Raw genomic sequence first — 24,721 nt, forward strand, 5'->3', positions numbered from 1 at the left:
CAGGAGGTTCACGGCGCGGCGGGAGGCGCCGGTAGCGGGTGCACGTGTCCGCAGCGTGCGCAGGTGCGCAGGGTTTCGGACGTGTAGAACCGTGCGAACACTGGTGGGAAATCGGTCTCGATATTTTGCAGCGGGAAGTATTCTTCGTACAGCAGGTGGTTGCATTGCTGGCAGAACCATAGCAGCCCATCCTGCTCGTGCGGCAGACGCCGACGTTCGATCACCAGGCCGACCGAGTCGGGCTGCCGCTGTGGCGAATGCGGCACTGTGGGCGGTAACAGGAAGGTTTCGCCGGGGCGGATCGGGATCTCGCGTACCGCGCCGTTTTCCTGGATCTTCAGCACCATCTCGCCTTCGAGCTGGTAGAACCACTCCGGACCTTCGTTGTAGTGAAAGTCCGAGCGTACATTCGGCCCGCCCACCACCATCACGATGAAGTCGCCTGCATGCATGCACTTGTTGCCGACTGGCGGCTTGAGCAGATGTCGGTGTTCGTCGATCCATGCATGTAGGTTCAGCGGAGCGGGCAGCATGCGGATGTTTCCTTGTGGCGAGGTTCGGCGAGCGGCTCAGCGCTCTTGATGGTCTTGGCTGATACGCGCTAGCGCGGCGGTGTAGCGCGGCTCCAGGTCTTCGATGCAATCCAGTTCCATGCCCAGGTCGTGGACGCGACCGTCGCGCAGGCTGTAGACCCAGCCATGCACAGTCAATTCCTGTCCACGTGCCCATGCATCGCCAACGATCGAGGTGCGGCTGACGTTGACCACCTGCTCGACGACGTTGAGTTCGCACAGGCGTGCGTGCTGCACGCCGAGGTCGCCGGCCTGTTGCAGGCAGTGCTCGTGTTTTTCGGCCACATCGGTGACGTGGCGGATCCAGTTGTCGACCAGGCCCAGGCGTGCCCGGGTCAGGGCGGCGTGCACGCCGCCGCAGCCGTAATGGCCCACGACCAGAATGTGTCGCACCTTCAATACATCGACCGCGAACTGGATGACCGACAGGCAATTGAGGTCGGTATGCACGACCACGTTGGCGATGTTGCGGTGGACGAACACATCGCCCGGCGCCATATCGATGATCTGATTCGCCGGCACACGCGAGTCGGAGCAGCCGATCCACAGGTATTGCGGCGTCTGTTGCTTGGACAGGCGGCTGAAGAACTCGGGATCCTCAAGGTTGATGCGCTCGGACCAGTTACGGTTGTTTTGCAGTAGCTGGTCGATTTTGCTCATGGCTAGGCATTATCCCAGAACCGCGTCGCGAGCGTACGGGGGCGTCTGCCTTTCAATATGTCCAGACACACGCGGGCGTATGGAGGTGCCGTTCGTCGCCTGCGCCTCCGCCGCAGCGCGGCCTCAGCCTCAGCGCACCACCGGATCGGATATTTGCCGATCCCCTCGCGCGTGAACGCTCGCCAGACTTCCTCCACGCCCCGTCACGGCGCATTCCCGGAGGATCGCATGGCCGACTTCAACGTGTTTTTTCCCACCTTGCTCAGGCACGAGGGCGGCTTCGTCAACGATCCGCAGGATCCCGGCGGTGCCACCAACAAAGGCATCACGCTCGCCACGTTCCGCCTCTACGCCAAGAGCCTGTTGCAGGTGGAACCTGCGCTGGAGAATCTGCGTGCGCTCACCGATGCGCAGGCGGGGCGGATCTACAAGACTTGCTACTGGGACGCGGTGCATGGTGACGCGATCGCGCTGCAGCCGCTGGCCGACATCGTATTCGACTTCTATGTCAATGCAGGTAACAACGCCATCAAACTGCTACAGCGCGTCCTCAATGAACAGCAATCGGCGTTGCAACTCATCGATGACGGCAAGCTCGGCCCAGCCACGCTGAAGGCGGTAATAGCGGCCGATCAGCCTGATCTGTACATGCGCTACAAGCAGGGCCGCCGCGATTACTACCAGCGTCTGGTCGCGGCGAGACCGACGCTTGGCAAGTTCCTCAAGGGTTGGTTGGCCAGGGTGGAGGCATTTCCAGACCTGCGCTGAGCGCCCACCGCGCGTCTAGCGTCGCTCGTGTCTGCGCATATCCCGGCGCCGCGAGCGTTGCAGACCCGTTGTCGTCGCCGATGGCGGCCTTCTTTTCTCAGGAGCGAACATGGCTGGACCGACTGCATTGAACGACTTGATCGAAGCGCTGGCCGGCGCGGTGATCGAGGCGCAGGACCGCATCGCACAGCACCAGATGGCCAACCTCGGCGATTACTTCGACGAGTATCACCGGCCCAAGAGCGTCATCATCCGCCTGCCGTCTCAGCATCCGCAGGCCGCCGAGGGCGACGAGGATTATTACCGCGCACCGTTGCTGCCACTGGTCTCGACCAACGTGCTGCGGATCAAGGATGTGGAGATCAGTTTCGACGCGCAACTCGGCGATCTGGGCGGGCTGCAATCGGCCGATGGTTTCTTCGCGTCGGAGCCGGCCGCCCCGCGCGGCGCCTGGCAGGCCAAGCGCACCGCTACCCGCTCCAGTGTGCGCGTGGATACCTCCGCGAGCGCCAAGAGTCAACGCCAGAGTTCCGTCCACGTCGTGCTGCGCGTGGAGGGGACCGAACCCACTGACGGAGCGGCCAGATTGCTGAACCATCTGGCGCAGACGCAGGGCGTGTTCAAGACGGTCATGGCCGACAAGCCAGACGTCCCGGACACGGACGATGTCACCAATCCCACTACTTAAGGAGTCACTGCTATGCCTGACGAACTCGTCAATATGTCCAGCCAGTTCAAGGGTCTGCCGATGGGCGACCTGATCGGCGGTCCGCTGGATGCGGCCTGCGAAGCACAGGTCAAACTGGCTCGCGCCACCGCCGATTTCATCCGTGTCATCGGCTTTCTGCCGCCGCCTGCCGGCAGCACCGATCAGCAGGCGCAAGGCGACACTCGCACCGCCAGCTTCCGCTTCAAACGGCCAGTCGACGACCCGACCAACCCTGGCGGTATCGCCGAAGAAGAAGTGGAACTGGAGGTACCGCTGCTGGCCATCGTCAACGTGCCGAGCCTGAGCATTCAGACGGTGGACATCACCTTCGACATGGAAGTGAAGTCGTCATTCTCCGAGAAGTCTTCCACCGATGCCTCGGCGTCGCTGTCGGCGGACATGGAGTTCGGCTGGGGTCTGTTCAAGGCCAAGGTCAACATCCAGGGGTCGGTTGCCACGCACAAGGAGAACACGCGCAGCTCCGACAACTCGGCCAAATACCACGTGTCGGTTCATGCCGAGGACAAGGGCATGCCTGAAGGCCTGGCGCGGGTGATGGACATCCTGCAAAGCTCGGTGGCGCCGCGCAAGGTCGGCGCGCCAGTATCAGTGCCAGCCACCCCATAAGGCCATAGCGGTCTGTTGAACCATCTCGTCGGGGAACTCGTCAACGATGTTCGACCTTACTCAAGTCAAGTTCGTCAAACGGGTTGTGGTCGGTAGCGACAACCCGACGCAGATGCAAACGCCCGAACAGATCGAAGCCGCGCGCGCTTTGCTCAATCGCTGCCTGAGCGATTCGCCGAAAGGGGCGATCATCGGCACGGAAAAGAATTTCGCCGTGCTCCAGCTCGGCGAGCATCAGGTGGTGATGCAGTGGCTGTGCTATCACGTGGGCTTTCCACGCAAGCCTGGCTGGATGAAGGGCGAATGATGCGCAAGTTGCGCTGTGAGTTCGATCTGTTGCTGCATGGTTTGTCGGCGGCGTTTTTGGATGCCCAGTGCCGTTGCCGCGCCCGTCATGCGCAAACGCTACGGGCATTTTTCGCTAGCGAGGATGTGTTGCAGGTCGCGTCGGCCGACACTGGAGCACCGTCGCTGCAGATCCCGCTATGGAAATTGCGCCTCTGGCAGATGCCGCAGATCGGTCAACTTGCGTTGTCGTTCGATGTGGAATTGGATGTGCTGGAGATTCCCGACGAGGCACCGCGCTTGCTGCTACATGTGCTTCCCCGGCGGCGATGGCGGCCCGGCCATCGCCTGCAGGTTCTGTTTCATGGAACACAAGCGCCGGTCGGCGAGGTGCTGTTCGAGGGACAACGCGTCAAATTGTGGAATATATCCGCCGATTCCGACTCGCATGATCGCTCGGCGGAGTCAGAACATGCGTAAACACGTGTTCATTTTGTCGCGCAGGGACACCGACCAATGGTGCCGAACATTGCAAATCGACGTGTTGTCGCTGGCGCGCGTGCAGCGCAAGCGCCGATTCCGACGTCGGATTGGATTGTTGTTTGTTGCGATTTTGGCGATGACGGCACTGCTGGCACTGGTCTTTGCACGTGACCTGTCGTGGTGAATTGCCATTGTGATGCACAGGTTTTTTCACCTAAATAAGGAGCGTCGCATGCACATCCGTTCTTATGATTTTCCGCGTTTTTTCCTCTGTCTGTCGCTGTGGTTAGTGCTGCCGTTGGTCGTCGCGGCCTCGCCGCCACCGCCGGCCCCCATGCTCGCAATAACCGCTAATGCACTGCCCGCCGGGCAATGGCGTGGCAGCCTTGCGCTCGATGCACAGCGCCTGGTTGCCGTCGGCCTGACGCAACAGGGAGGGAAGCCAGTGTTGAATTTCGGTTCGCCGCTGAATTGTGCGTTGCAGGTGCAGTCGCGCGAGGGCGATAGTTTCGCTCTGGAGTCGATCAACGGCGGTGCGTATTGCGACAAAATGATGGGCAAACGCTTGACCGCGCAGCGCAGTGGCGATGATCTGCGGCTGTCCATCGATGGACAAGCGCTGCCGGTGGTTCTGCATACCGCACCGGGCCAGCCCAGTCCGTTGCTGGGACGGTGGCATGGCTTGCTAAGGGCAGAAAACGGTCGCGATTCGGTGCAGGTGCAGATGACGGTGAATGCGATACCGCAGGCACCCGGTGTGCCGATGGTCGTGCTGCGTTACAGCCAGCCGCGGCTGTGCATGCTGCAGGCACGCTACACCGGAAACCGCGAGGGTCACTGGCTCTATTCCCTTGATCCAAGCGATGCCGGCTACTGCCGACGTTTGAGCGACGGTACGCTTGAACTGCGCACAGCGCCGGACGGGCAGGTTTTACTGCAACTCTACGCTCGTGCAGGGACGCCGGTGGAAATGGGCAAGCTGGAGCGCGCCTCCAGTGCAGACTGATTCGCTCGGTACGCCACCGCCCCCGGTTTTTGTCCAGCGTTTCTGTCCAGGAGTCTTGCAATGCGCGTGTGGATCAAGAAATTGGCCGACGCGCTGCGGCGTTGGCTAGCCGGTGTCGGTATTGCCCCTGCGCGGGTGCCGCCTCCGGGCATTTTGCCGCAACTGCGGGTGGAGTGCGAAGCGATGGCGCGTTATGTGCTGGAGCACGGCATGGCCGTGCCAGCCGAATTGATCGCACGCCTGTCGATCCTGCTGGAGAGCGCAGTGCCCGGTATCAATGCTAGTGAGCACTATGCGCACGAACTGGCGCTGACGCACCGACGCCTCGCGCAGATCATCCGTCCGGCGACGCCGCAGGCGGTGTTTCTACTCGATGCCGAGCGTCGTCGCCGGCATTGGGCGAGTCTGCTCGGCCCGTTGCCGCTGGTGCGCGCGTTGACCGTTACGTCGCTATTTTTTCTGTTCGCACTGGTCGCCTCGGCGCTGTCCAGCAAGGTGAGCGCGAATAACGTGCGCCTTGGTTTTTTGGAATCCTCCGGCAGCGTGTTGTTGTGGAATGCCCTGTTCCTGTTGTTCTGCGCTGGTCTGGGCGCGTCGTTCTCCTCGTTGTTCCAGGTGCATCGTTACGTCGCCAATGCCACCTACGACCCAAAATACGATGCATCCTATGGCGCACGCATGATCCTGGGCCTGATCGCCGGCTTGATCCTGGTTGAAGTACTGCCCAGGGATCTTTTCGAGAGCGGTAGCATGCGCACTTTCGGCAAGCCCACCCTGGCGATGCTGGGTGGCTTCTCCGCAACGGCGGTGTATCGCCTGCTGCAACGCCTGGTCGATTCGATGGAAACGTTGGTGCGTGGCGATGCGTCGGCACAGGCACAGGCTACATTGGAAGTGCAGCGCGCCAGCGGCGATACCGAACGCATGCGCTGGCAGGGAGAGTTGGCCGCGCAGTTGATGGCCATGCAGCAGTCGATCGATGCGGGCATGCCACCTGCGGCGATCCAGCAACGGCTTACCGATTTCGCCCGCTGCATGCTGCAGAGCGAAGTCGCACGTCTTCCGCTCCCACCTGCATCCGAATGAGTGCACGCAATGCCGGGGTGTATGACGCAAATGTCTGCGTGCCGATTGCCGGCGATGCGCGCGCTTTTTATCTCAGGTTTCGTATGGTCCATCGGTGATGGAGGGAGTCTACGCAGCGAGACGAATGCGCTGATTCGTATCAATTCAGTCGTCCTTGCCATTCATATCAGTTTGAAACCGATGGCCGCCATTGCCTTGCGTGACAAGCTGGTGGCGCCACGCAGACGTGGATGACACTGTCGCATCGGTTGAAATAGTGGCGCATGGGACGCGGGTTTTCACGCGGTCGCGAGCGTTTGGGGATCCATTGCGAAGACAGGTAACGAATGAAAACACGTATCGTGATTGCTGCCGAACGCAGCATCGTGTTGGAGGGCATAGTGGCCCTGCTGAAAAACACCCCGGACATCGATGTGGTCGGTCATGCCGTCGACGGCCTGGAGTGCGTGCAACTGGTGACCAAACGGCATCCTGACATTGTGCTAATGGACGTGATGCTGCCGGGCCTGAATGGGATCGAGGCCACGCGGCGGCTGTTGCAACGCAGTCCGCACAGTAAGGCAATCTGCATCGCCGCCTCCGACACGGCGGCCAACGTGCGTGCGGTCATCGATGCCGGGGCCAAAGGTTACCTGGCGCGTAACAGTACCTTTCGCGAATTACTGCGTGCCATCCAGCAAGTCAGCAAGGATCAGTTGTACATCAGCCCGGCCCTGTCGCAATCGCTGGTCAGCGAATACCGCTGTCCGCCCGGCGATGCCGCCTCGGCCTATACCTTGTTGACCTCGCGCGAGCGCGAGGTCGTGCAATTGCTGTCCGAGGGTTTGTCGACCAAGGACATCGCTGCGCGGCTGCATATCAGCGTCAAGACCATCGGGACTCACCGCGAGCACATCATGCTCAAGCTGGGCATGCAGAGCATCGCGCAATTGACCCGCTATGCCATTCGCGAGGGATTGTCGCCGCTGGACGGTGGCCGTGCCAGCGCTCGCCGCGTGGAGACCGACCAGTACGAACCGGCCAGCCGTTGCGGTTGAGCTGGGTGGCACTCAGTCCGGCGGCAACCGTTGACGCATCAGCGCCGCCACTGCCTGCGCACTCGGATCGGCTTGTGCCTGTAACGCGTCATGTACAGCCTGCTGGTTCGCGATGGGATGGTTCTGGCTGAGCTTGAGCTTCAACTCCACCCGTTCGACCTCGAAGCGGAAGCCGACGATGCCACGCAACATGCGTCGGTGCGCCTCGTTGTGGGGCTCGTAGCGCCAGTCGCTGCCCAGCGCATGCTCGTGGCGTTCGCTCAGTCGCGCGACCACATCGGCCAACAGCGCTTCATCGTCGCTGCTTTGCAGATGGCCATGCAAGTGTGCGGTGGCGTAGTTCCATGTCGGCACCCGTGTCATCGCCTCCTTGTCCGGATACCAGCCAGGCGAGACATAGGCATGCGGACCATGCACGATCAGCAGTGCCGGCCCGCGATGCCACGCCTGCGGATTGACGCTTGCCCAGTGTCCTTCGATTACGATGCGAGCGCTGTCGCGTCGGTATAGCACCGGCAAGGGCGTGGCGCAGGGCAGTCCGTCGGCGATGGTGACCAGGGTGATGAAGGGGTCACGCGCGATCAGCTGGTCGAGCGCGCGCAGATCGGTCTCGGCGAATGCGGGTGGGATGTGCATCGTTGGCGTTTAGACCCGTGCGCCCAAGCTCTGGGTCATGCGCCCGCGCAGGCTGGCATCGTCCTTTGCCTGCGGCGGGAATATCTCTTCCAGGGAGAAGCCGCGTGCTCGGGCGTCGTCCTCGTCCAGGCCGTTGAAGGCGACGAACTCGGCATCGAACAGCGCGGCGCGTGCGCTGTCTTCGCTGTCGTAACTGAGGGTATTGCCGTCGCTGTCCAGCACCTCGGCGGTGCCGGCCGCGCGCGCGCGCAGGCGGGCCCACACCAGCAGGCGGCCAAGGCTGGCCAGGTACCACTGATCGTGGGCGGAGTTGTCTGAGTTCATTGGGTCACCATGGAGAGCAGCCAGAGCAGGGCGGCCATGCCCAGGCCGAAAAAAATGGTTAGCAGCGACAGCCACGCCGGCGTCGCTAACCCGGAGAGCGCGCGGTCGCCGAGCGGACGATAGCGCCGGGTCAGTAGCCAGCCCAGCGCGATCGGTTTGAGAAAGGCGCCCTGTCCGAACGCCGCCACCAGCGGCGGGTGGCGGTCGCGGATATGCACCAGGGTCAACGGCCAGAAGATCAGGAACGCGCTGGCCCCGGCGATCGCCACGCCGACGAAACACAGCGCGAAGAACAGGATCATGGCGCGTCCTCTTCCACTGGCTTCAGAATTCGGCGCTACCCGGCGCGCGCGGGTAGGGAATGGCGTCGCGGATGTTGCTCAGACCGCACACATAGACCACCAGGCGCTCGAAGCCCAGGCCGAAGCCGGCATGCGGCACCGTGCCGTAGCGGCGGAAGTCGCGGTACCAGCCGTAATGCTGCGGGTCCAGGCCGAATTGCAGCATGCGCCTATCCAGCACATCCAGGCGCTCTTCGCGCTGGCTGCCGCCGATGATTTCGCCGATGCCCGGGGCCAGCACGTCCATCGCCGCCACGGTCTTGCCGTCGTCGTTCAGGCGCATGTAGAAGGCTTTGATGTGCTCGGGATAGTTGGTCACTACCACCGGCCGGCCGACGTGTTGCTCGGTCAGCCAGCGCTCGTGCTCGGTCTGCAGGTCCAGGCCCCATTCCACCGGGAACTCGAACGTCTGCCCGGACCGTTGCAGCAGGCCGATCGCATCGGTGTATTCGATGCGCTCGAAGGGCGAATTGACGAAGCTCTCCAGCTTGCTGATGGCGGTCTTGTCCACGCGTTCGGCAAGGAATGCAAGGTCGTCGCTACGCTCTTCCAACACTGCGCGGAACAGGGATTTGAGGAAGTCCTCGGCGACCCGCGCGTCTTCGGCCAGATCGGCGAAGGCCATCTCCGGCTCGATCATCCAGAACTCGGCCAGATGGCGGGTGGTGTGGCTGTTCTCCGCGCGGAAGGTCGGGCCGAAGGTGTAGACCTTGCTCAGCGCCAGGCAGTAGGCCTCGACGTTGAGCTGGCCGGAGACGGTCAGAAAAGTTTCCTTGCCGAAGAAGTCGCGACTGAAATCCACCTGCCCCTTGCCGTCGCGTGGTAGGTTGGTCAGGTCCAGCGTGGAGACACGGAACATTTGTCCGGCGCCTTCGGCGTCGGAGGTGGTGATGATCGGGGTGCTGATCCAGTGGTAGCCGTTCTGGTGGAAATAACGGTGCACCGCTTGTGCCAGGCAGTTACGGATGCGGGTCACCGCGCCGAACAGGTTGGTGCGCGGACGCAGGTGCGCCACATCGCGCAGGAATTCGAGCGAATGCGCTTTGGGTTGGATCGGGTAGGTCTCCGGGTCCTCGACCCAGCCCAGTACCTCGATGCTCTCGGCCTGGATCTCGAAGCTTTGGCCCTGGCCTTGCGAGGCGACCAGGTGCCCGCGCGCGATCACCGCGCAGCCGGCGGTCAGGCGCTTCACTTCCGGTTCGTAGTTGGGCAGCGCGGCCGGAGCCACCACCTGGATCGGCGCGAAGCAGGAACCGTCGCTGACATTGACGAAGGACAGCCCCGCTTTGGAGTCGCGCCGGGTACGGACCCAGCCGCGGACGGTCACTTCGCCGCCGACCGGGATCTTCCCTGCCAGCGCATGTTCAACGCTCACCACCGTCATGACTTGAATCCTCGCCGCAGTGGCTCGATTATGGAATGAACAAGTGTACTGGCTGGAGCGTAGCGCTTGCGAGGCGTTGCGGGCATCGGTCGTATAATGTCGTATCGCAAGTCGTTGGAGTCGTTCGTCATGGCCATCCGCCTCACCCACGCCGCGTTTGCACGCGTGCAGCGTTTCCTCGACCAGACTCCCGGTGCGCTGGGTCTACGTTTCGGGGTGGTACGCACAGGCTGTTCCGGTTGGGGCCATGTCACCGATCTGGCGCACGAGGCACGCGCGGACGATGCGGTGTTCGAGCAGGACGGAGTGCGGATTTATGTCGATGCCGCCAGTCTGCAGTTGGTCGATGGCACCGAAATCGACTTCGCCAAGCAGGGCCTGGGCGAGACCTTCGTGTTCCGCAATCCCAATGCCACCGCCGAGTGCGGCTGCGGGGAGAGCTTCACGACCGACGCGGCGCACGCCACGTCTTGAGTGCCGCTGCCGTTGGCGTTGGCGTTGGCGTTGGCGGGTTCGACTGTCCGCGTGCTCACCATGCGTAGTGGGTGAGCACCAGGTCCGGTGGTAGGCGCGCGAAGCCGACCTCGCACACTTGCCGGGCCACGAATTGCGCGCAGAGTGTCTCGGTCAGGCGCAGATGCAGGCATTGCCGTGCCAGGTCGATGCCGCACAGGCGTGCCGCGCTGAAGTCGAAGTAGCGTCCGACCGCGCTGTAGGCGGCTTTGAACAGGCTTTCCTTGGCCGAAAATAGCGCGGTCAGCAGCAGGTCGTGCGGCCACTGCGCGTCTGCCGCCGTTGCCAGACGAGCGGCTTCGTCGGCATCGATTGCGATGCTCAGCAACGCCGCGCGCGCCGCGGGTGTGATTGGTCGTTCCAGATCGATGCCCACGCCGTGGCGGGTGCCGGCCGCCATGGCGATGGCGGCCGCGTAGTCCTCGCAATGGGAAATGCTGCCCAGGCTGCCGGCAGGCCAGCAGGGCGCGCGCGTCGCGCCGATTGCAATGTCTGCCTGCGCTTGCGCAGGTCCCAGCACCTCTTGCAGCGCCAGTCGCGCGGCCAGACGGCCGAACAGGAACTCGGCCTGACGCTTGCGCACGCTGCGGGCGATGCTGTCCGGGCGGGCGATTGCCATTGCCGCGAAAGCCCCCGGGTCGAATTGCGCGGTATCGAACGCCAGCAGGTAAAGCGCCGTGCCGTCGTCGAGCAGATGGCGGTGGGCACTGCGCGCGGCTGCCTGCAGTTCCGGTGCTAACGACAACTGCAATGGCTGGCCTGCGCTCAAGCCGCCGACGCTCGGCAACCCTGGGTTCATCGCTTGCGGCTGCGGGAGTCCCCGCGCGCCCTGCATCGGTACGGCATTGGGCATTGCGTTGCGCTGAGGGCTGTGGGCGTCAATGTCGACGATAACATTGCGCTAGTGTCGCAGAATCGCGCCTGCCCGCCGCATTCGGTCCTTTGGTCGATGCTTGGGGTCGGGGAGGGGCGCAATGGCGATGGACGACGCGGAGCAGAGCGGGCGTCCTGGGTGCATGAGCTTGTCATTGGTCAAGGGCGCTGCCATACTTATTGGCTTCCTGCGCCTATTCGGGCGGGAACCCTTGCTCCACCGCCACCTGCGGGGGGCTGACTGGCCCTTGGGCCACATCCGAAAGGTACAACCACATGAGTCGTCATTACGAAATCGTGTTCCTGGTCCATCCGGACCAGAGCGAGCAGGTCCCCGCCATGATCGAGCGCTACAAGTCGCTGGTCGAGAACGGCGGCGGCACCATTCACCGCCTGGAAGACTGGGGCCGCCGGCAGTTGGCCTACCCGATCCAGAATCTGGTGAAGGCGCACTACGTCATGCTCAACATCGAAGTGGATCAGGCCGTGCTGAGCGAGCTGGTCGAGAGCTTCCGCTTCAACGACGCCGTGCTGCGTCACCTGGCGATCAAGCGCGATGGTGCCGACACCGAGCAGTCGCTGATCATGAAGAGCAAGGACGAGAAGGGCGACAAGCCCGACCGTGGTGAGCGTCGTCGTCGCGACGACGACGATGGCGATGTGTCCGCCGCCGCCAACGAAGCCGACGGCGACGCCGTCGAAGCCGCCTAAGGAGCAGGTCCATGTCCAAGTTCTTCCGTCGTCGCAAGTTCTGCAAATTCACCGCCGAGGGCGTCAAAGAGATCGACTACAAGGATCTCAACACCCTGCGCCAGTACCTCACCGAGAACGGCAAGATCGTGCCGAGCCGCGTGACCGGCACCAAGTCCAAGTACCAGCGTCAGTTGGCCACGGCGGTCAAGCGTGCGCGTTTCCTGGCGCTGATCCCGTACACGGACAACCACGACGTTTGATCCGAGTCGTTCGGAAGCGCGCGCATTCCCGTGTGCGGCGACCGAAGCAACCGCCGGGTGTCGGTTGGGTACATGTCCGACTCCGCGCAATCCAATCCCGTCCTATTCGGACAGCACGCGTTGCGGTGGCCGCATGCCGCCGCTAACGAATAACGGAGTAACGCCATGCAATTGATTCTTCTGCAGAAAGTCACCAACCTGGGCGGCCTCGGCGACAAGGTCGACGTCAAGCCGGGTTACGGCCGCAACTACTTGGTGCCGCAGGGCAAGGCGGTGCCGGCCACCGCAGCCAACATCGCTGAATTCGAAGCCAAGCGTGCCGAGTACGAAGCCAAGGCCAAGGCCATCCACAACGAGGCCCAAGCCCGTGCCGCTAAGCTGGAAGGCGCAAGCATCACGGTCAAGGCCAATGCTTCCACCGAAGGCAAGTTGTACGGCTCGGTCGGTCCGCGCGATATCGCCGAGGCCTTCACCGCTGCCGGCATGACGCTGGAGAAGGGCGAAGTCGTGCTGGGCGAAGGCGCGTTCCGCAACATCGGCGAATACGAGGTGCTGGTGCGCCTGCACGCCGACGTGGAAACCACGGTCAAGGTCGTGGTCGAAGCGGAAGCTTGATCGCCGCCTCCGTTTTTACCGACACGGGCACCGCAAGGTGCCTGTGTCGTTTCTGGATCCCCACGTGCGGTGGTTCCCTGGCTGGTGCAGGTCGGCCCCTTTCCGATGCCGCTGGCCCCGCCGTGCGCAGGGGCCGCTATACTCAGTGGCCCGCGTCTGTCTCCAGCCCGTCGATGCAAGCACATCAATCGGTTGGACGTAGGACTTCACCTGGATTTTCATTAGCGGCAGCGCGTGTCGGGATGCCGGCAGCGCTTGCCATGGATTCCCCGCCTCATGCGCCTGTCGACCATCAAGCTGTCCGGCTTCAAGTCCTTCGTCGATCCGACCACGCTGCACCTGCCGACCAATATGACCGGCATCGTCGGTCCGAATGGCTGCGGCAAGTCGAACATCATCGACGCGGTACGCTGGGTGATGGGCGAAAGTTCGGCCAGCCGGCTGCGCGGCGATTCGCTGACCGACGTGATCTTTTCCGGCTCCTCGGCCCGCAAACCGGTGTCGCAGGCCACGGTCGAGTTGATCTTCGATAATTCCGATCGCACCATCGCTGGCGAGTACGCCGCGTTCAACGAAATCTCGGTCAAGCGTCAGGTCAGCCGCGACGGCAGCAGCAGTTACTCGCTCAATGGCACCAAGTGCCGCCGCCGCGATATCACCGATCTGTTCCTGGGCACCGGCCTGGGGCCGCGCAGCTACTCGATCATCGAACAGGGCATGATCAGCCAGATCATCGAGGCGCGCCCGGAAGACTTGCGCGTGTACTTGGAAGAAGCCGCCGGCATCTCCAAATACAAGGAGCGGCGCAAGGAAACCGAGACTCGCATCCGCCACACCCGCGAGAATCTCGAGCGCCTGAGCGACCTGCGCGAGGAGATCGGCAAGCAACTCGAACATCTCAAGCGCCAGGCGCGTCAGGCCGAGCAATACCAGGCATTGCAGGAAGAGCGACGGATCAAGGATGCGCAGTGGAAAGCACTGGAATACCGCGGCCTGGACGGACGCCTGCAGGGTTTGCGCGAGGCGCTGGATCAGGAAGAAACCCGGCTGCAGCAACTGATCGCCGAGCAACGCGATGCCGAAGCGCGCATCGAGACCGGGCGCGTGCGCCGCGAAGAAGCCGCCGAAGCGCTCAGCACCGCGCAAGCCGAGGTATACAAGGTCGGCAGTACGCTGGCCCGGATCGAACAGCAGATCCAACATCAACGCGATTTGTCGCAACGCCTGCACAAAGCGCGCGACGAGGCGCAACTGGCGCTGTCCGAACTCGGTCAGCACATCGGCAGCGATGAGGCCAAGCTGGCGTTGCTGCGCGAATCGGTGGATGTCGCCGGCCCACAGTTGGAGCAGCTGCAGGAAGACAACACGTACAAGCAGGACGCCCTGCGCGATGCCGAAGCGCGTCTGGCCGACTGGCAGCAGCGTTGGGAATCGCACCAACGGCATACCGCCGAGGCCTCGCGTGCTGGCGAGGTGGAGCGCACCCGTGTCGATTATCTGGACCGACAGTCGCTGGAGGCCGAGCGCCGCCGCGAAGCCTTGATGGCCGAACGCGCCGGGTTGGACCTGGATGCGCTGGCGGAGGCTTTCGAGCAACTGCAATTACAGCACGAGACCCAGCGTGCCGCCCTGGATGGTCTGAATGAGCAGGTCGAGGCGCGCAAGCAAGCGGTGGCGGCGTTGCAGGAGCAGCAGCGCACCGCGCAGACGGAACTGGCCGAAGTGCGCAAGCAGGCGCAGGCCGCGCGCGGTCGCTTGTCGTCGCTGGAAACCCTGCAGCAGGCCGCGTTGGGTCAGGAACAGGGCGCCGCGCTGGCGTGGCTACAGGCGCGCGGGCTGGATTCGGCGGCGCGCGTGGGCGAACGGCTCAGCGTCGAAAGCGGTTGGGAGAACGCGGTCGAGGGCGCGCTCGGGCAGTTGATCGAGGGCGTGCTGGTGGAGGCGCCGGAGACCTTGGTCGATGCGTTGAGCGAACTCGGCGAAGGCCGCATTGCCTTGGTCAGCGATGACGCAAGCGCCGCGCAATTTGCCCCCACCTCCTTGGCATCCAAGGTGCAGGGACCACTGGCGATCCGTCGGCTGCTGGCGCGTCTGCACGCGGCGGAGGACCTGGTCGCCGCGCGCGCGCTGTTGCCGCAGCTCAGCGAAGGCGATGCGATCGTCACCCGCGATGGCGCGCGTCTGGGGCAGGGCTGGTTGCATGTGTCGCGCTCCGGCGCGGCCAAGCAGGGCGCGTTGCTGCGCGAACGCGAGATCCAGACCTTGCGCGGCCAGATCGACGCGTTGCAGGAGCGCGAAGCCGAATTGGAGCGGCGTCTGGCGGATATGCGCGATCAGTTGCTGGCTGGCGAGCAGCAGCGCGAGGATGCGCAGCGCCAGTTGTACCTGACCCATCGCAGCGTCTCCGAGTTGGCCGGGCAATTGCAGAGCCAGCAAGGCAAGGTCGATGCCGCGCGCACCCGCATTGAACGGATCGAGATCGAAATTGCACAGTTGCTGGAAACCCTGGACAGCAGCCGCACGCAGGCGCGCCAGGCGCGTTCCAAGCTGGAGGACGCGGTCACCAGCATGGGCGACCTGGAGTCGCTCCGGCAGGCGCTGGAAAGCGAGCGCCGCCAGCTCACCGAAGCGCGCGATTTGGCCCGCGACGCCGCTCGCCGGGTACGCGAGGCCTCGCACGCGCTGGCGCTGACGTTGGAATCGCAGCGTACCCAGATCGCGGCGCTCAGCCAGGCGCTGGAGCGCATGGGCAACCAGCGTGGGCAATTGGATACACGGCTGGGCGAACTCAGCGCACAACTCAACGAAGGCGATTCGCCTGTGCAGGCGCTGCAAGCCGAACACCAGGCCGCGCTGAGCGAGCGCGTGCGCACCGACCGCATGCTGGGCGAGGCGCGCGCGCAGTTGGATGGGATCGACAATGAGCTGCGTGGGCTGGAGCAGACCCGCCAACAGCGCGACGAACACGCCTTGGCCCAGCGCGAGCGCATCGCCCAACGCCGGCTCGATCAGCAGGCACTGGTGCTCAATGCCGAACAACTGTCGGCGGCGGTGGTCAAGGCCGGCTTCGTGCTCGAGGACGTCATCAATGGCCTGCCCGAACACGCCGATCCGAGCGAATGGGACCAGGCGGTGCAGCAGATCGATGCGCGCATGCGCCGGCTGGAACCGGTCAACCTGGCGGCGATCAGCGAATACGGCGAGGCCGCGCAGCGTGCCGAGTATCTGCAAGCGCAGGATGTGGATCTGAATACTGCGCTGGAAACGCTTGAAGAAGCAATCCGCAAGATCGACCGCGAGACCCGTGGCCGCTTCAAGGACACCTTCGACCGGGTCAATTCCGGCGTGCAGGCGCTGTATCCCCGCCTGTTCGGCGGCGGCCATGCCTATCTGGAACTCACCGGCGAAGACCTGCTCGACACTGGCGTGTCGATCATGGCGCGGCCGCCGGGCAAGCGGGTGTCCAGCATCTCGCTGTTGTCCGGTGGGGAGAAGGCGATGACCGCCGTGGCGTTGGTGTTCGCGATCTTCCAGCTCAATCCCGCGCCGTTCTGCCTGCTCGACGAGGTCGACGCGCCACTGGACGAGGCCAACGTCGGCCGCCTGGCGGCGATGGTCAAGGAAATGAGCGAAAAAGTGCAGTTTCTGTTCGTCAGCCACAATAAGGCGACGATGGAAGCGGCGCACCAGCTCAGCGGTGTGACCATGCGCGAACCGGGCGTCAGCCGTCTGGTCAGCGTGGACCTGGAAGAGGCCGCGCGTTTGGCGGGCGCGGCCTGACGTGAGATGCTAAAGCGACTTTATATTTCTGTGCACCCTTGCCGGAGTACCCCCTGAATGTCCGACATGGCAATGCTACGCATCGGCATCCTCGCCGCGGGTTTGCTGTTGATTGCGGCGATCTTTGTGTTCGGTCGACCGAAAAAACCGAGCCAGGGCCGGCGCGTGGAAGCGACCGATCCAGCCAATTCGCGGCGTGAGCCCTCCCTCGGCGACACCGCGCTGTCCGATGCCGATCCTGGCCTGGATGGTCAGGCGCGCCAGCCCGAATTGGGTCTGCCCGCTGTCGAATCGCTCGGGACCGAACTCGGCAAACGGCCGAGCCAGGATTTCGACAAGATCGTTTCGCTCTACGTCGCCGCGCGCGCCGGCCAGATGCTGCGCGGCGAGGACATCGTGGTCGCCGCCGAGAAGACCGGGCTGGTGTTCGGGCATATGAACGTGTTCCACCGTCTGGTCGAAGGCCATCCCGAGCGAGGTCCCATCTTCAGCATGGCTAGCATCATGAAGCCGGGCAGTTTCGACATGGCTCACATCCGCGAGATGGAGACCCCGGCGATTGCCTTCTTCCTGACCTTGCCGGCCCCGCTGACCGCGCTTGATGCCTGGGAGAAGATGCTGCCGACCGTGCAGCGCATGGGCGAACTGCTCGACGGCGTTGTCTTGGACGATAGCCGCAATGCGCTGGGCCGTCAGCGTATCGCCCACATTCGCGACGATCTGCGCGCCTATGATCGCCAGCACCAAGCGCCGCCGCTGACCAAGACGCCGCGCTGGTAGGCGCAGGGCGGCGGTGGGCCTCTGGCTCTCCGACAGACGTGCGTGGCACTGTCGTGTTTGCTGCCGAAACGGCAACGGCCGTGACCTTCGACCGATTCGCCATTGCGGCCGACCCTGTCTCCCTGCCTTGTCGGGTTTACTTGCGTGCCTGCATGAACGCCTCGCGGAAGCGCAGCATTTCCGCCTCGGTGCCGACGGTCACGCGTACCCGCCTCGGCCAGCTGGGCCAGATGCGCCCCACGATCACCTCCTGCTTGGCCATCGCCGCCGCGAAGGCCTTGCCGTCGTGTTTGACGTCGACCATGAAACAGTTGGCCTGCGACGGTAAACAGGCGTAGCCCTTGTTCTGTAGCCAGACGATGGTGGCGTCGCGGATACGCGCGTTTTCGGCGCGCCGCATCGGCACCAGTTGCCGATCGCCCAGGCAGGCGATGCCGGCCGCCGCCGCCGTGATCGCCACCGGGTTGTGGCCGAAGCCGGCGAGCTTACCAAGCAGCCCTGGCGAAGCGGCCGCCAGGCCCAGGCGCAGGCCCGCCATGCCATAGAGCTTGGAAAAGGTCCGTAGCACCAGCAGGTCCTGGCGCTGGTCGATCAGGTCGATCACCGACGGCTGCTCGCTGTAGTGGAGATAGGCTTCGTCGACCAACAGCACGCTGGAAGCGGGCTTGTTGCGCAGCAGCCATTCGATGTCGGCACGCGGGGTGATCGAACCGGTTGGATTGTTCGGATTGCACAGATAGATCAGTCCTGCGTTCGGATCGGCGCTGGCCATGGCCTTGACGTCGTGCGCGCCGTCGGCGCGCAGTGGCACCCGCCGCACCGGCGCGCCTTGCGCGGCGGCGACATTGGCCACCTCTTCGAAGGTCGGATCCGGCATCACCACGCTAGCGCGCACCGAGGTGAACGCGCGTGCGGCGCGCGCCAGTGCTTCGCTGGATCCGGGATAGACTGCCACGTGGTCGCTGGGCAACTGTTCTTGGTCAGCGAATGCGGCGACCAGTCTGTTGGGTAACTCCAGCAGATAGCGGCCGGCGCGCGGCAGAATTGCCCGTACAGCCTCCAGTGCGGCAGGCGCGGGGCCGAGGGGGCATTCGTTGAGGTTCAGATACACCGTCCCGGTGGCCGGCATCACGCCAGGCATTGCCTCTGCGCCAGCGGCCTTGCGCCGAGCCGCCTCGGTCGCAGGGGTCAGACCCACGGCACCGAGCGTCAGACCCGAGGTGGCGAGAGATAAAAACGAGCGACGCGACACCGGTAACGACACGGGATGCTCCAGAGGATGGACTGGGTGACGCTAGCTTCCCATTCATCTTGGGGCATGTCGAGACGCAGTCATGGCGCAAAATCCGCATGGATCTCTGCCACGCCGCTGCGACACATGCCATCGCGAGCGGGCTGGCTGTGATTGAAATGAGCTTCGACAGATGTGCCAGCGCGGGCAGACATGAAACAGTTGCATACCCGGATTGCCGCTCGTGCCGTGCATTGTGCTCCGCAGTGACAGCATGACGTCGACCAAGCGCGGCATCGGGTTTTTCCGACTCATGAATGGCGGGTTCCGGCTTGCCCAACGTTCCGCCTTGCTCATGTCCCCGCTACTATCGCCCCTCTCTTCGTTACCCTGTTCCTGCCACGCATGAGCGCCACGCCCACTCCTCAGCAACGCGTCGCAGCACTGCGCAGTCAGCTGGAGGATGCCAATCACCGCTACTACGTCCTTGCCGATCCCGCCATTCCCGATGCCGAGTACGACGCGCTGATGCGCGAGCTGGAGGCGCTGGAGGCCGCGCATCCGGCGTTGGCGCGCGAAGATTCGCCGACCCGCAGCGTCGGTGCGCGGCCGGACAGCGGCTTCCCTGAAGTGCGCCACGCGATCCCGATGCTGTCGCTGGCCAATGCGTTCGAAACGCCCGGTGTGGCCGAGGATGCCGACGACCGCATCCGTTTTGCCGAAGTCGCCGACTTCGAGCGCCGCATCGAGCGCGAACTGGAATTGGCCGCACCCGTCTTTTCGGTCGAGCCGAAGCTGGACGGCCTGGCGATCAGCTTGCGCTACGAGGATGGCGTGTTCGTGCAGGGCGCCACCCGCGGCGACGGCAGCACCGGCGAGGACGTCACCGCGAACCTGCGCCAGGTGCGCTCGGTCCCGCTGAGGTTGCGCGAGCTCGGCATGCCGATGCCGGCGGTGCTGGAAGTGCGCGGGGAAATCTACATGCCGCGCGCCGCGTTCGCCGCGTGGAACGCGCGCGCGCTGGAGCGCAACGAAAAATTGCTGGCCAACCCGCGCAACGGTGCCGCTGGTTCGTTGCGCCAACTCGATCCAGCGGTGACCCGGCGCCGACCGCTGGCGTTCTTCGCCTATTCGGTGGGCGAAGTGCGTGGCCTGGAACTGCCCGAAACCCATTCGCAGACCTTGCAGTTACTACGCCGTTATGGTTTCCCGGTGGCGCCGGAGGCCGATACCGCGACCGGCTTCGATGGCCTGATTGCCTATTTTCGCCGCATCGGTGCGCGGCGCGATGCCTTGCCCTACGACATCGACGGAGTGGTTTACAAACTCGACGACTACGACCAGCAAGCGGCGATGGGCTTCGTCGCGCGCGCGCCGCGCTGGGCGCTGGCGCACAAGTTCCCGGCGCAGGAGCAATCCACCGTGCTGCGTGCGATCGAGGTGCAGATCGGTCGCACCGGCGCCGCCACCCCGGTCGCACGCCTGGAGCCGGCGCAGGTCGCCGGGGTTATCGTCACCAATGCGACCTTGCACAATGCCGATCAGATCGCGCGGTTGGACGTGCGCGTCGGCGACACGGTGATCGTGCGCCGCGCCGGCGATGTGATTCCCGAAGTGGTGCGGGTGATCGAAGCGCGTCGCCCGCCTGGCACGCTCCCGTGGACCATGCCGGCGGCGTGTCCGGTGTGCGGTTCCGAGCTGGTCAAGGAAGACGATGCGGTGGCCTGGCGTTGCAGCGGTGGCTTGGCGTGCGCGGCGCAGCGCAAGGAAGCGGTACGCCATTTCGCCTCGCGTCGTGCACTGGACATTGAAGGCCTGGGCGAACGCCAAGCCGACGCCTTGGTCGAATTCGGCTTCGTGCAGTCGCTGGCCGACCTGTACGCGTTGCGGGTGGAAGATCTGGTGCGGATGAAGGCAGCGCTGGATGCAGCCAGCGCCGCTGATCTGTTGCAGGCAGTGGAGGAGAGCAAGGGCGCGCTGGTACTCGATGCCGCCGGTTACGCCGCGTTGGCGCAGCATGCGCCGGGATGGCGGCATGCCGATTTCCTGCGTAGGTATTTGGCGGTGGATCTGGGTGGCAAGTTGGCGACGAAGTGGGCGGAGAATTTGCTCGCCGGCATCGATGCCAGCCGCGCCACCACGCTGTCGCGTTTTCTGTTCGCGCTGGGCATCCCGCACCTGGGCGAAACCACTGCCAAGGCGCTGGCTCACTGGTTGGGATCGTTGGCATTCGTGCGCAGCACCCCGGCGGTGCTGCTGCAAGCGCTGCCGGACATCGGCGGCGAGGTTGCGCGTGCGATCGCCACGTTCTTCGAACAGCCCGGCAACGCCGCTGTGGTCGATGCTTTGATCGCAGCCGGAATCGGTTTTGCCGACGAAAGTCGTCCGCCTGCAGCACTGCGCGAACGCCTGGATCTGGCGCATCTGCTCGGCACACTGCCGGTTGACAAGCTTGGCGGCAAGAGTGCGCAGCGTTTGGCGGCCACGTATGGCACGCTGGATGCACTGCTGCGCGCCAACGAAAGCGGCTGGATCGGCGCGGGACTGTCGGCGGCGGGCGCGGCCAATCTGGCCGCCTATCTGGCCGATCCTGCACAGCGGCAAGGGTTGCTGGATGCGGAGGCCGCGATGCAGCGCTTGCTCGACGCCGCGCCGCAACAACCCACACGCCACGCCGGTCCGCTGGACGGGCAGACCGCCGTGCTGACCGGTAGCCTGACGCAACTCACCCGCGATGCGGCAAAAGCGCGGCTGGAAGCCTTGGGGGCCAAGGTTGCCGGCAGCGTGTCGAAGAAGACCAGCTTCGTCGTCGCCGGCAGCGAGGCCGGCTCCAAGCTGGACAAGGCGCAGGAACTGGGCGTGGCGGTCTGGGACGAGACGCAACTGCTGACGTTCCTGGCCGAACACGAGGGGCAGGGGTGAGTTCGCTCGCGTCTTCTGCCGCCGTCACGCAGACGCACGTGGACCTGGCCGCGCTGCGTCTGCGCGCGGCGCTCAATGCCTGCATCCGCCGTTTCTTTGCCGCCCGCGACGTGCTTGAGTTGGAGACGCCGATTCTTTCGGCGGCCGGCAATACCGAGCCGAACATCGAGAGTTTCCAGACCCGCTTCAGTGGCCATGTCGATGCTGGTCCAGCACTACGCTGGTTGCGCACTTCGCCCGAGTATCCGCTGAAGCGGCTGTTGGCCGCCGGCGTCGGCGATTGCTACGAACTGGGCCGGGTATTTCGCAATGGTGAGGCTGGCGGTCGCCACAATCCCGAATTCACCATGCTGGAGTGGTACCGGGTCGGCTGGAACCATCTGCAACTGGTCGAGGAAACCGTGGCGCTGGTGCGCGAGGCGCTGGCCCTGGTCACGCGCAGTGCGTCGTTGCAGGTGCTCAGCTATCGGCGACTGTTTCTGGAAACGCTGGGCCTGGATCCGTTCGTCGCGCCGCTGGAGGCATTGCAGCAGCCGTTGTGCGAGATCCGGATCGATGCCGATGGCCTGGGGCGTGACGACTGGCTGGACCTGTTGATGACCCATCGGTTGCAACCGGGATTCCCGGCCGATCGCATCACCGTGGTTTACGATTGGCCGGCCAGCCAGTGCGCGTTGGCGCGCGTACGCGATGACGCTCCGCCGGTCGCCGAGCGTTTCGAGCTCTACCTGGGCGGCTACGAACTGGCCAACGGCTATCACGAACTCAATGACGCCAGCGAGCAGCGCCGGCGCTTCCGGCGCGATCACGCGGTGCGCCACGCGCGCGGCATGCCGCTGCCTCCACTGGACGAGCGATTGTTGCAGGCATTGCCGGGCTTGCCCGACTGTGCCGGTGTTGCGGTTGGCGTGGACCGATTGTTGATGGCGATGTGCGGCACGACGCAGATCGGTGCGGTACTTGCTTACGATTTCGCCCATGCCTGAACCGATGGTCATGGGCGAAATCGGAATGTGATTGCGCTGTCCATGCCGATGATGGTTTGATCGGGCCGCGTATGCGCTAGCATGCACACCGTGTGGTGTCCGATGTTTCAGGACCTAGGCAGAGGAGCGTAGCCAAGTATGAAATGGTCTCACGGGCTCGCTGGCGGCTGTTGGTTGGGATTGGCGGTGAGCATGTCGTCCGTGGAAGCGCAGCAGAACGCGCCTGTCGATGCCTATGCTGCGGCCGTGGTGCGCTGCGAATCGCGCGACATGCTCTGGACGCATTGCCTGATGCCCACGGCACAGGGAGTGCAATTAGTGCGGCAACTTTCCGACAACGATTGCATTCGCGGCAGCGAGTGGGGAGTGGATGCCACCGGCGTGTGGGTGACGCAGGGGTGTCGTGCCGAATTTCTCTCCATTCCGTCCGAACAACCGCACCACAGCGTGATGCGTCGTCTGCTGCACTGCGAGTCCAGTGGTCGGGTCGAGAGTTGTCCGGTGATGCTGCATGGGGCGCCGGTACGGCTGATGCGGCAACTCTCCTCGATGCCTTGCCAGAGAGAACGCAGTTGGGGTGTAGGCCGCAACGAAATCTGGGTTGCCCGTGGTTGCCGGGGCGAATTCGAGATCGGCGCCCGCGATGGCTCCGGTTTTCCTCCCGGTGCGCGTGTGGTGCTGTGCGAATCCAAAGGTCATGCGCACAGGCGTTGTGGAGTCAGCGTTGAGGATTCAGTGCAGTTGTTGCGCCAACTTTCCGGTTCGGCCTGCGTGCAGGACGACAGTTGGGGCTGGGACCGCGATGGCATCTGGGTCGACAAGGGGTGTCGTGCGGAGTTCAGTGTCAACTGAACCTTGCCCGCGCGTGCATCCGCCAAGCGCCCATGGCCAGACGGTTACAATGGTGCGATGAACCGCTCTCTCGCCATCGATTATGCACGCTACGACCATATTCGCCCGATTTTGTGGACGGACGATGCGCTGGAACTGCTGGATCAGCGCAAATTGCCGTTCGTCGTGGAGCACGTGCGCTGCACCGACAGCGATCAGGTTGCCGAAGCCATCCATACGCTGGCGGTGCGTGGTGCGCCAGCGATCGGCATCGCTGCCGGCTGGGGTGTGGTGCTGGCCGCGCGTGCGGTGCAAGCCGATACTGGGGCCGAAGCGTTGCTCGCGTTGGAACCGGCGCTGCAACGGCTCAATGCCGCGCGTCCGACGGCGGTGAACCTGGCCTGGGCGCTGGTACGCATGCGCAAGGCGCTGGGCGGGGCTGGTGGCGATTGGCGCGCCGTGCTCGCGCGCGAAGCGCAGGCCATCGCCGAGGAAGACCTGGCTGCCAATCGAAAGATGGGCGCGCTCGGTGCCGGGCTGATCGCGTCCGGCAGCGGAGTGCTGACCCATTGCAATACCGGCTCGCTGGCGACCGCTGGCTTCGGCACCGCCTTGGGCGTCATCCGCGCCGGCGTCGCTCAGCAGCGGATCGCCAAGGTATTCGCCGGCGAGACCCGGCCGTGGCTGCAGGGCGCGCGCTTGACCGTGTGGGAGTTGCAGCAGGATGGGATCGAGGCAACCCTGATCGCCGATTCTGCCGCCTCGCACCTGATGAAGACCGGGGCGGTGCAATGGGTGATCGTTGGCGCCGACCGCATCTGCGCCAACGGCGATACCGCCAACAAGATCGGCACCTATCAGCTCGCCATCGCCGCGCGCCATCATGGCGTCAAGTTCATGGTGGTTGCGCCATCGTCCACGGTGGACATGGACACCGCCGACGGCGCGCAGATCGATATCGAGCAGCGCGACCCGGGCGAGTTGTTCGGCGTCGGCGGCGTGCGTACCGTGGCCGATGGCATCGCCGCCTGGAACCCAGTGTTCGACGTGACCCCGGCGACCTTGATCGATGCCATCGTCACCGAACGCGGAGTGATCGAGCGCCCGGACCCGGCACGTATGTGCGGGGCCTTCGGCGGCTGAATCCGGCAGGGGTCCCCCTTCCAGAGGTGTCGGCAAAAGCGCGCAAGTGCTTGTCCATGCCGATAAAACCGGGCATCCGTACGCCTGTCGTGATAGAATCCGGCGGTTAGATCGGCCGGCGGCGTGTCCTCGGCGTTCGGCACCGGCAGCTCTGCTTGCCGCAGGCCGAAGGCTAT

At 64.3% G+C, this 24,721-nt stretch carries 27 protein-coding genes; 19 read left to right on the top strand and 8 right to left on the bottom strand.

Features of this window, described 5'->3' with window-relative positions:
- Positions 1-8: 8 nt before the first annotated feature.
- Both XalbCFBP2523_RS02460 and can read right to left on the bottom strand, forming a co-directional pair.
- On the bottom strand, positions 9-533 hold the full coding sequence (locus XalbCFBP2523_RS02460) for a 3-hydroxyanthranilate 3,4-dioxygenase (protein WP_045765860.1): 525 nt from the start codon (positions 531-533) through the stop codon (positions 9-11).
- 36 nt (positions 534-569) lie between these two features.
- Entirely contained in the window at positions 570-1,232 is a 663-nt protein-coding gene (can, locus tag XalbCFBP2523_RS02465; protein ID WP_012916247.1) for a carbonate dehydratase, read from the bottom strand.
- A gap of 228 nt (positions 1,233-1,460) precedes the next feature.
- Here can and XalbCFBP2523_RS02470 point away from each other — a divergent pair, with 228 nt between their 5' ends.
- The 9 genes from XalbCFBP2523_RS02470 (at position 1,461) to XalbCFBP2523_RS02510 (ending at position 7,233) form a co-directional block, all read left to right on the top strand.
- Positions 1,461-2,000, top strand: coding sequence for a glycoside hydrolase family 108 protein (locus XalbCFBP2523_RS02470; RefSeq protein ID WP_045758124.1), 540 nt, complete (start codon positions 1,461-1,463; stop codon positions 1,998-2,000).
- A gap of 109 nt (positions 2,001-2,109) precedes the next feature.
- Positions 2,110-2,688 (top strand): DUF2589 domain-containing protein, encoded by a 579-nt coding sequence (locus XalbCFBP2523_RS02475; protein WP_012916245.1) that lies wholly within the window; start codon positions 2,110-2,112, stop codon positions 2,686-2,688.
- A gap of 12 nt (positions 2,689-2,700) precedes the next feature.
- On the top strand, positions 2,701-3,336 hold the full coding sequence (locus tag XalbCFBP2523_RS02480; RefSeq protein WP_012916244.1) for a DUF2589 domain-containing protein: 636 nt from the start codon (positions 2,701-2,703) through the stop codon (positions 3,334-3,336).
- Between the two features lie 46 nt (positions 3,337-3,382).
- Positions 3,383-3,643 carry a hypothetical protein gene (locus XalbCFBP2523_RS02485; protein ID WP_012916243.1) on the top strand — a complete coding sequence of 87 codons (261 nt, stop codon included), beginning with the start codon at positions 3,383-3,385 and terminating at the stop codon, positions 3,641-3,643.
- Positions 3,640-4,101, top strand: a complete 462-nt coding sequence (locus XalbCFBP2523_RS02490) for a hypothetical protein (protein ID WP_012916242.1) — start codon at positions 3,640-3,642, stop codon at positions 4,099-4,101. The genes XalbCFBP2523_RS02485 and XalbCFBP2523_RS02490 overlap by 4 nt, the downstream gene beginning before the upstream one ends.
- Before the next feature lie 49 nt (positions 4,102-4,150).
- Positions 4,151-4,288: a hypothetical protein gene (locus XalbCFBP2523_RS02495; RefSeq protein WP_230598278.1), complete on the top strand. Its 138-nt coding sequence runs from the start codon at positions 4,151-4,153 to the stop codon at positions 4,286-4,288.
- 48 nt (positions 4,289-4,336) lie between these two features.
- Positions 4,337-5,110 (top strand): hypothetical protein, encoded by a 774-nt coding sequence (locus XalbCFBP2523_RS02500; RefSeq protein ID WP_045765859.1) that lies wholly within the window; start codon positions 4,337-4,339, stop codon positions 5,108-5,110.
- 183 nt (positions 5,111-5,293) lie between these two features.
- Positions 5,294-6,196: a hypothetical protein gene (locus tag XalbCFBP2523_RS02505; protein ID WP_200894198.1), complete on the top strand. Its 903-nt coding sequence runs from the start codon at positions 5,294-5,296 to the stop codon at positions 6,194-6,196.
- A gap of 326 nt (positions 6,197-6,522) precedes the next feature.
- On the top strand, positions 6,523-7,233 hold the full coding sequence (locus tag XalbCFBP2523_RS02510; protein WP_045765857.1) for a response regulator: 711 nt from the start codon (positions 6,523-6,525) through the stop codon (positions 7,231-7,233).
- Between the two features lie 12 nt (positions 7,234-7,245).
- On the opposite strand, the gene XalbCFBP2523_RS02515 is transcribed toward XalbCFBP2523_RS02510, so the two are convergent.
- Genes XalbCFBP2523_RS02515 through asnS form a run of 4 tightly spaced genes read right to left on the bottom strand, consistent with a single transcriptional unit; the run spans position 7,246 to position 9,918 of the window.
- On the bottom strand, positions 7,246-7,869 hold the full coding sequence (locus XalbCFBP2523_RS02515) for an FMN-binding negative transcriptional regulator (RefSeq protein ID WP_045765856.1): 624 nt from the start codon (positions 7,867-7,869) through the stop codon (positions 7,246-7,248).
- A 9-nt stretch (positions 7,870-7,878) separates the two neighbouring features.
- Positions 7,879-8,193, bottom strand: a complete 315-nt coding sequence (locus tag XalbCFBP2523_RS02520) for a hypothetical protein (RefSeq protein WP_045765855.1) — start codon at positions 8,191-8,193, stop codon at positions 7,879-7,881.
- The gene (locus XalbCFBP2523_RS02525; RefSeq protein WP_045758117.1) at positions 8,190-8,495 is read right to left on the bottom strand and encodes a hypothetical protein; all 306 of its coding nucleotides are present in this window, start codon (positions 8,493-8,495) and stop codon (positions 8,190-8,192) included. Before XalbCFBP2523_RS02525 ends, XalbCFBP2523_RS02520 begins: the two co-directional genes overlap by 4 nt.
- A 22-nt stretch (positions 8,496-8,517) precedes the next feature.
- Positions 8,518-9,918 carry an asparagine--tRNA ligase gene (asnS, locus tag XalbCFBP2523_RS02530; RefSeq protein WP_045765854.1) on the bottom strand — a complete coding sequence of 467 codons (1,401 nt, stop codon included), beginning with the start codon at positions 9,916-9,918 and terminating at the stop codon, positions 8,518-8,520.
- Between the two features lie 129 nt (positions 9,919-10,047).
- Between asnS and XalbCFBP2523_RS02535 the strand changes: the two genes are divergently transcribed.
- Entirely contained in the window at positions 10,048-10,392 is a 345-nt protein-coding gene (locus XalbCFBP2523_RS02535; protein ID WP_045766730.1) for a HesB/IscA family protein, read from the top strand.
- Between the two features lie 55 nt (positions 10,393-10,447).
- On the opposite strand, the gene XalbCFBP2523_RS02540 is transcribed toward XalbCFBP2523_RS02535, so the two are convergent.
- Positions 10,448-11,284, bottom strand: a complete 837-nt coding sequence (locus tag XalbCFBP2523_RS02540) for a 4'-phosphopantetheinyl transferase family protein (protein ID WP_211286553.1) — start codon at positions 11,282-11,284, stop codon at positions 10,448-10,450.
- A 296-nt stretch (positions 11,285-11,580) separates the two neighbouring features.
- On the opposite strand from XalbCFBP2523_RS02540, the gene rpsF reads away from it, so the two are divergent.
- The 5 genes from rpsF (at position 11,581) to zipA (ending at position 17,432) form a co-directional block, all read left to right on the top strand.
- The gene (rpsF, locus tag XalbCFBP2523_RS02545; RefSeq protein ID WP_012916231.1) at positions 11,581-12,015 is read left to right on the top strand and encodes a 30S ribosomal protein S6; all 435 of its coding nucleotides are present in this window, start codon (positions 11,581-11,583) and stop codon (positions 12,013-12,015) included.
- A gap of 11 nt (positions 12,016-12,026) precedes the next feature.
- The gene (gene rpsR, locus XalbCFBP2523_RS02550) at positions 12,027-12,257 is read left to right on the top strand and encodes a 30S ribosomal protein S18 (protein WP_002804494.1); all 231 of its coding nucleotides are present in this window, start codon (positions 12,027-12,029) and stop codon (positions 12,255-12,257) included.
- Positions 12,258-12,422: 165 nt separating this feature from the next.
- The gene (gene rplI / locus XalbCFBP2523_RS02555) at positions 12,423-12,872 is read left to right on the top strand and encodes a 50S ribosomal protein L9 (protein ID WP_045765853.1); all 450 of its coding nucleotides are present in this window, start codon (positions 12,423-12,425) and stop codon (positions 12,870-12,872) included.
- 276 nt (positions 12,873-13,148) lie between these two features.
- Complete coding sequence (gene smc, locus XalbCFBP2523_RS02560) at positions 13,149-16,652, top strand: chromosome segregation protein SMC (protein WP_045765852.1); 3,504 nt, start codon at positions 13,149-13,151, stop codon at positions 16,650-16,652.
- 57 nt (positions 16,653-16,709) lie between these two features.
- Complete coding sequence (zipA, locus tag XalbCFBP2523_RS02565; RefSeq protein ID WP_045758113.1) at positions 16,710-17,432, top strand: cell division protein ZipA; 723 nt, start codon at positions 16,710-16,712, stop codon at positions 17,430-17,432.
- A gap of 136 nt (positions 17,433-17,568) precedes the next feature.
- Here the strand turns inward: zipA and XalbCFBP2523_RS02570 are convergent, their stop codons facing one another.
- The gene (locus tag XalbCFBP2523_RS02570; protein ID WP_045765851.1) at positions 17,569-18,696 is read right to left on the bottom strand and encodes a pyridoxal phosphate-dependent aminotransferase; all 1,128 of its coding nucleotides are present in this window, start codon (positions 18,694-18,696) and stop codon (positions 17,569-17,571) included.
- A gap of 372 nt (positions 18,697-19,068) precedes the next feature.
- On the opposite strand from XalbCFBP2523_RS02570, the gene ligA reads away from it, so the two are divergent.
- From ligA to mtnA, 4 genes are all read left to right on the top strand, one after another.
- Positions 19,069-21,585, top strand: coding sequence for an NAD-dependent DNA ligase LigA (ligA, locus tag XalbCFBP2523_RS02575; RefSeq protein ID WP_045765850.1), 2,517 nt, complete (start codon positions 19,069-19,071; stop codon positions 21,583-21,585).
- 38 nt (positions 21,586-21,623) lie between these two features.
- The gene (epmA, locus tag XalbCFBP2523_RS02580) at positions 21,624-22,571 is read left to right on the top strand and encodes an EF-P lysine aminoacylase EpmA (RefSeq protein WP_104629896.1); all 948 of its coding nucleotides are present in this window, start codon (positions 21,624-21,626) and stop codon (positions 22,569-22,571) included.
- Between the two features lie 138 nt (positions 22,572-22,709).
- Complete coding sequence (locus tag XalbCFBP2523_RS02585) at positions 22,710-23,423, top strand: DUF3011 domain-containing protein (protein ID WP_052687859.1); 714 nt, start codon at positions 22,710-22,712, stop codon at positions 23,421-23,423.
- A 57-nt stretch (positions 23,424-23,480) separates the two neighbouring features.
- Positions 23,481-24,545, top strand: a complete 1,065-nt coding sequence (gene mtnA, locus XalbCFBP2523_RS02590) for an S-methyl-5-thioribose-1-phosphate isomerase (protein WP_045764504.1) — start codon at positions 23,481-23,483, stop codon at positions 24,543-24,545.
- Positions 24,546-24,721: the final 176 nt, after the last annotated feature.

This window comes from Xanthomonas albilineans (assembly GCF_002939705.1).
Taxonomy (GTDB): domain Bacteria; phylum Pseudomonadota; class Gammaproteobacteria; order Xanthomonadales; family Xanthomonadaceae; genus Xanthomonas_A; species Xanthomonas_A albilineans.

Bases quoted from the DNA above. Each gene is read 5' to 3' on its own strand.
- XalbCFBP2523_RS02460 (WP_045765860.1), bottom strand. From the start codon at position 533: ATGCTGCCCGCTCCGCTGAACCTACATGCATGGATCGACGAACACCGA.
- can (WP_012916247.1), bottom strand. From the start codon at position 1,232: ATGAGCAAAATCGACCAGCTACTGCAAAACAACCGTAACTGGTCCGAG.
- XalbCFBP2523_RS02470 (WP_045758124.1), top strand. From the start codon at position 1,461: ATGGCCGACTTCAACGTGTTTTTTCCCACCTTGCTCAGGCACGAGGGC.
- XalbCFBP2523_RS02475 (WP_012916245.1), top strand. From the start codon at position 2,110: ATGGCTGGACCGACTGCATTGAACGACTTGATCGAAGCGCTGGCCGGC.
- XalbCFBP2523_RS02480 (WP_012916244.1), top strand. From the start codon at position 2,701: ATGCCTGACGAACTCGTCAATATGTCCAGCCAGTTCAAGGGTCTGCCG.
- XalbCFBP2523_RS02485 (WP_012916243.1), top strand. From the start codon at position 3,383: ATGTTCGACCTTACTCAAGTCAAGTTCGTCAAACGGGTTGTGGTCGGT.
- XalbCFBP2523_RS02490 (WP_012916242.1), top strand. From the start codon at position 3,640: ATGATGCGCAAGTTGCGCTGTGAGTTCGATCTGTTGCTGCATGGTTTG.
- XalbCFBP2523_RS02500 (WP_045765859.1), top strand. From the start codon at position 4,337: ATGCACATCCGTTCTTATGATTTTCCGCGTTTTTTCCTCTGTCTGTCG.
- XalbCFBP2523_RS02505 (WP_200894198.1), top strand. From the start codon at position 5,294: ATGGCGCGTTATGTGCTGGAGCACGGCATGGCCGTGCCAGCCGAATTG.
- XalbCFBP2523_RS02510 (WP_045765857.1), top strand. From the start codon at position 6,523: ATGAAAACACGTATCGTGATTGCTGCCGAACGCAGCATCGTGTTGGAG.
- XalbCFBP2523_RS02515 (WP_045765856.1), bottom strand. From the start codon at position 7,869: ATGCACATCCCACCCGCATTCGCCGAGACCGATCTGCGCGCGCTCGAC.
- XalbCFBP2523_RS02520 (WP_045765855.1), bottom strand. From the start codon at position 8,193: ATGAACTCAGACAACTCCGCCCACGATCAGTGGTACCTGGCCAGCCTT.
- XalbCFBP2523_RS02525 (WP_045758117.1), bottom strand. From the start codon at position 8,495: ATGATCCTGTTCTTCGCGCTGTGTTTCGTCGGCGTGGCGATCGCCGGG.
- asnS (WP_045765854.1), bottom strand. From the start codon at position 9,918: ATGACGGTGGTGAGCGTTGAACATGCGCTGGCAGGGAAGATCCCGGTC.
- XalbCFBP2523_RS02535 (WP_045766730.1), top strand. From the start codon at position 10,048: ATGGCCATCCGCCTCACCCACGCCGCGTTTGCACGCGTGCAGCGTTTC.
- XalbCFBP2523_RS02540 (WP_211286553.1), bottom strand. From the start codon at position 11,284: ATGCCCAATGCCGTACCGATGCAGGGCGCGCGGGGACTCCCGCAGCCG.
- rpsF (WP_012916231.1), top strand. From the start codon at position 11,581: ATGAGTCGTCATTACGAAATCGTGTTCCTGGTCCATCCGGACCAGAGC.
- rpsR (WP_002804494.1), top strand. From the start codon at position 12,027: ATGTCCAAGTTCTTCCGTCGTCGCAAGTTCTGCAAATTCACCGCCGAG.
- rplI (WP_045765853.1), top strand. From the start codon at position 12,423: ATGCAATTGATTCTTCTGCAGAAAGTCACCAACCTGGGCGGCCTCGGC.
- smc (WP_045765852.1), top strand. From the start codon at position 13,149: ATGCGCCTGTCGACCATCAAGCTGTCCGGCTTCAAGTCCTTCGTCGAT.
- zipA (WP_045758113.1), top strand. From the start codon at position 16,710: ATGTCCGACATGGCAATGCTACGCATCGGCATCCTCGCCGCGGGTTTG.
- ligA (WP_045765850.1), top strand. From the start codon at position 19,069: ATGAGCGCCACGCCCACTCCTCAGCAACGCGTCGCAGCACTGCGCAGT.
- XalbCFBP2523_RS02585 (WP_052687859.1), top strand. From the start codon at position 22,710: ATGAAATGGTCTCACGGGCTCGCTGGCGGCTGTTGGTTGGGATTGGCG.
- mtnA (WP_045764504.1), top strand. From the start codon at position 23,481: ATGAACCGCTCTCTCGCCATCGATTATGCACGCTACGACCATATTCGC.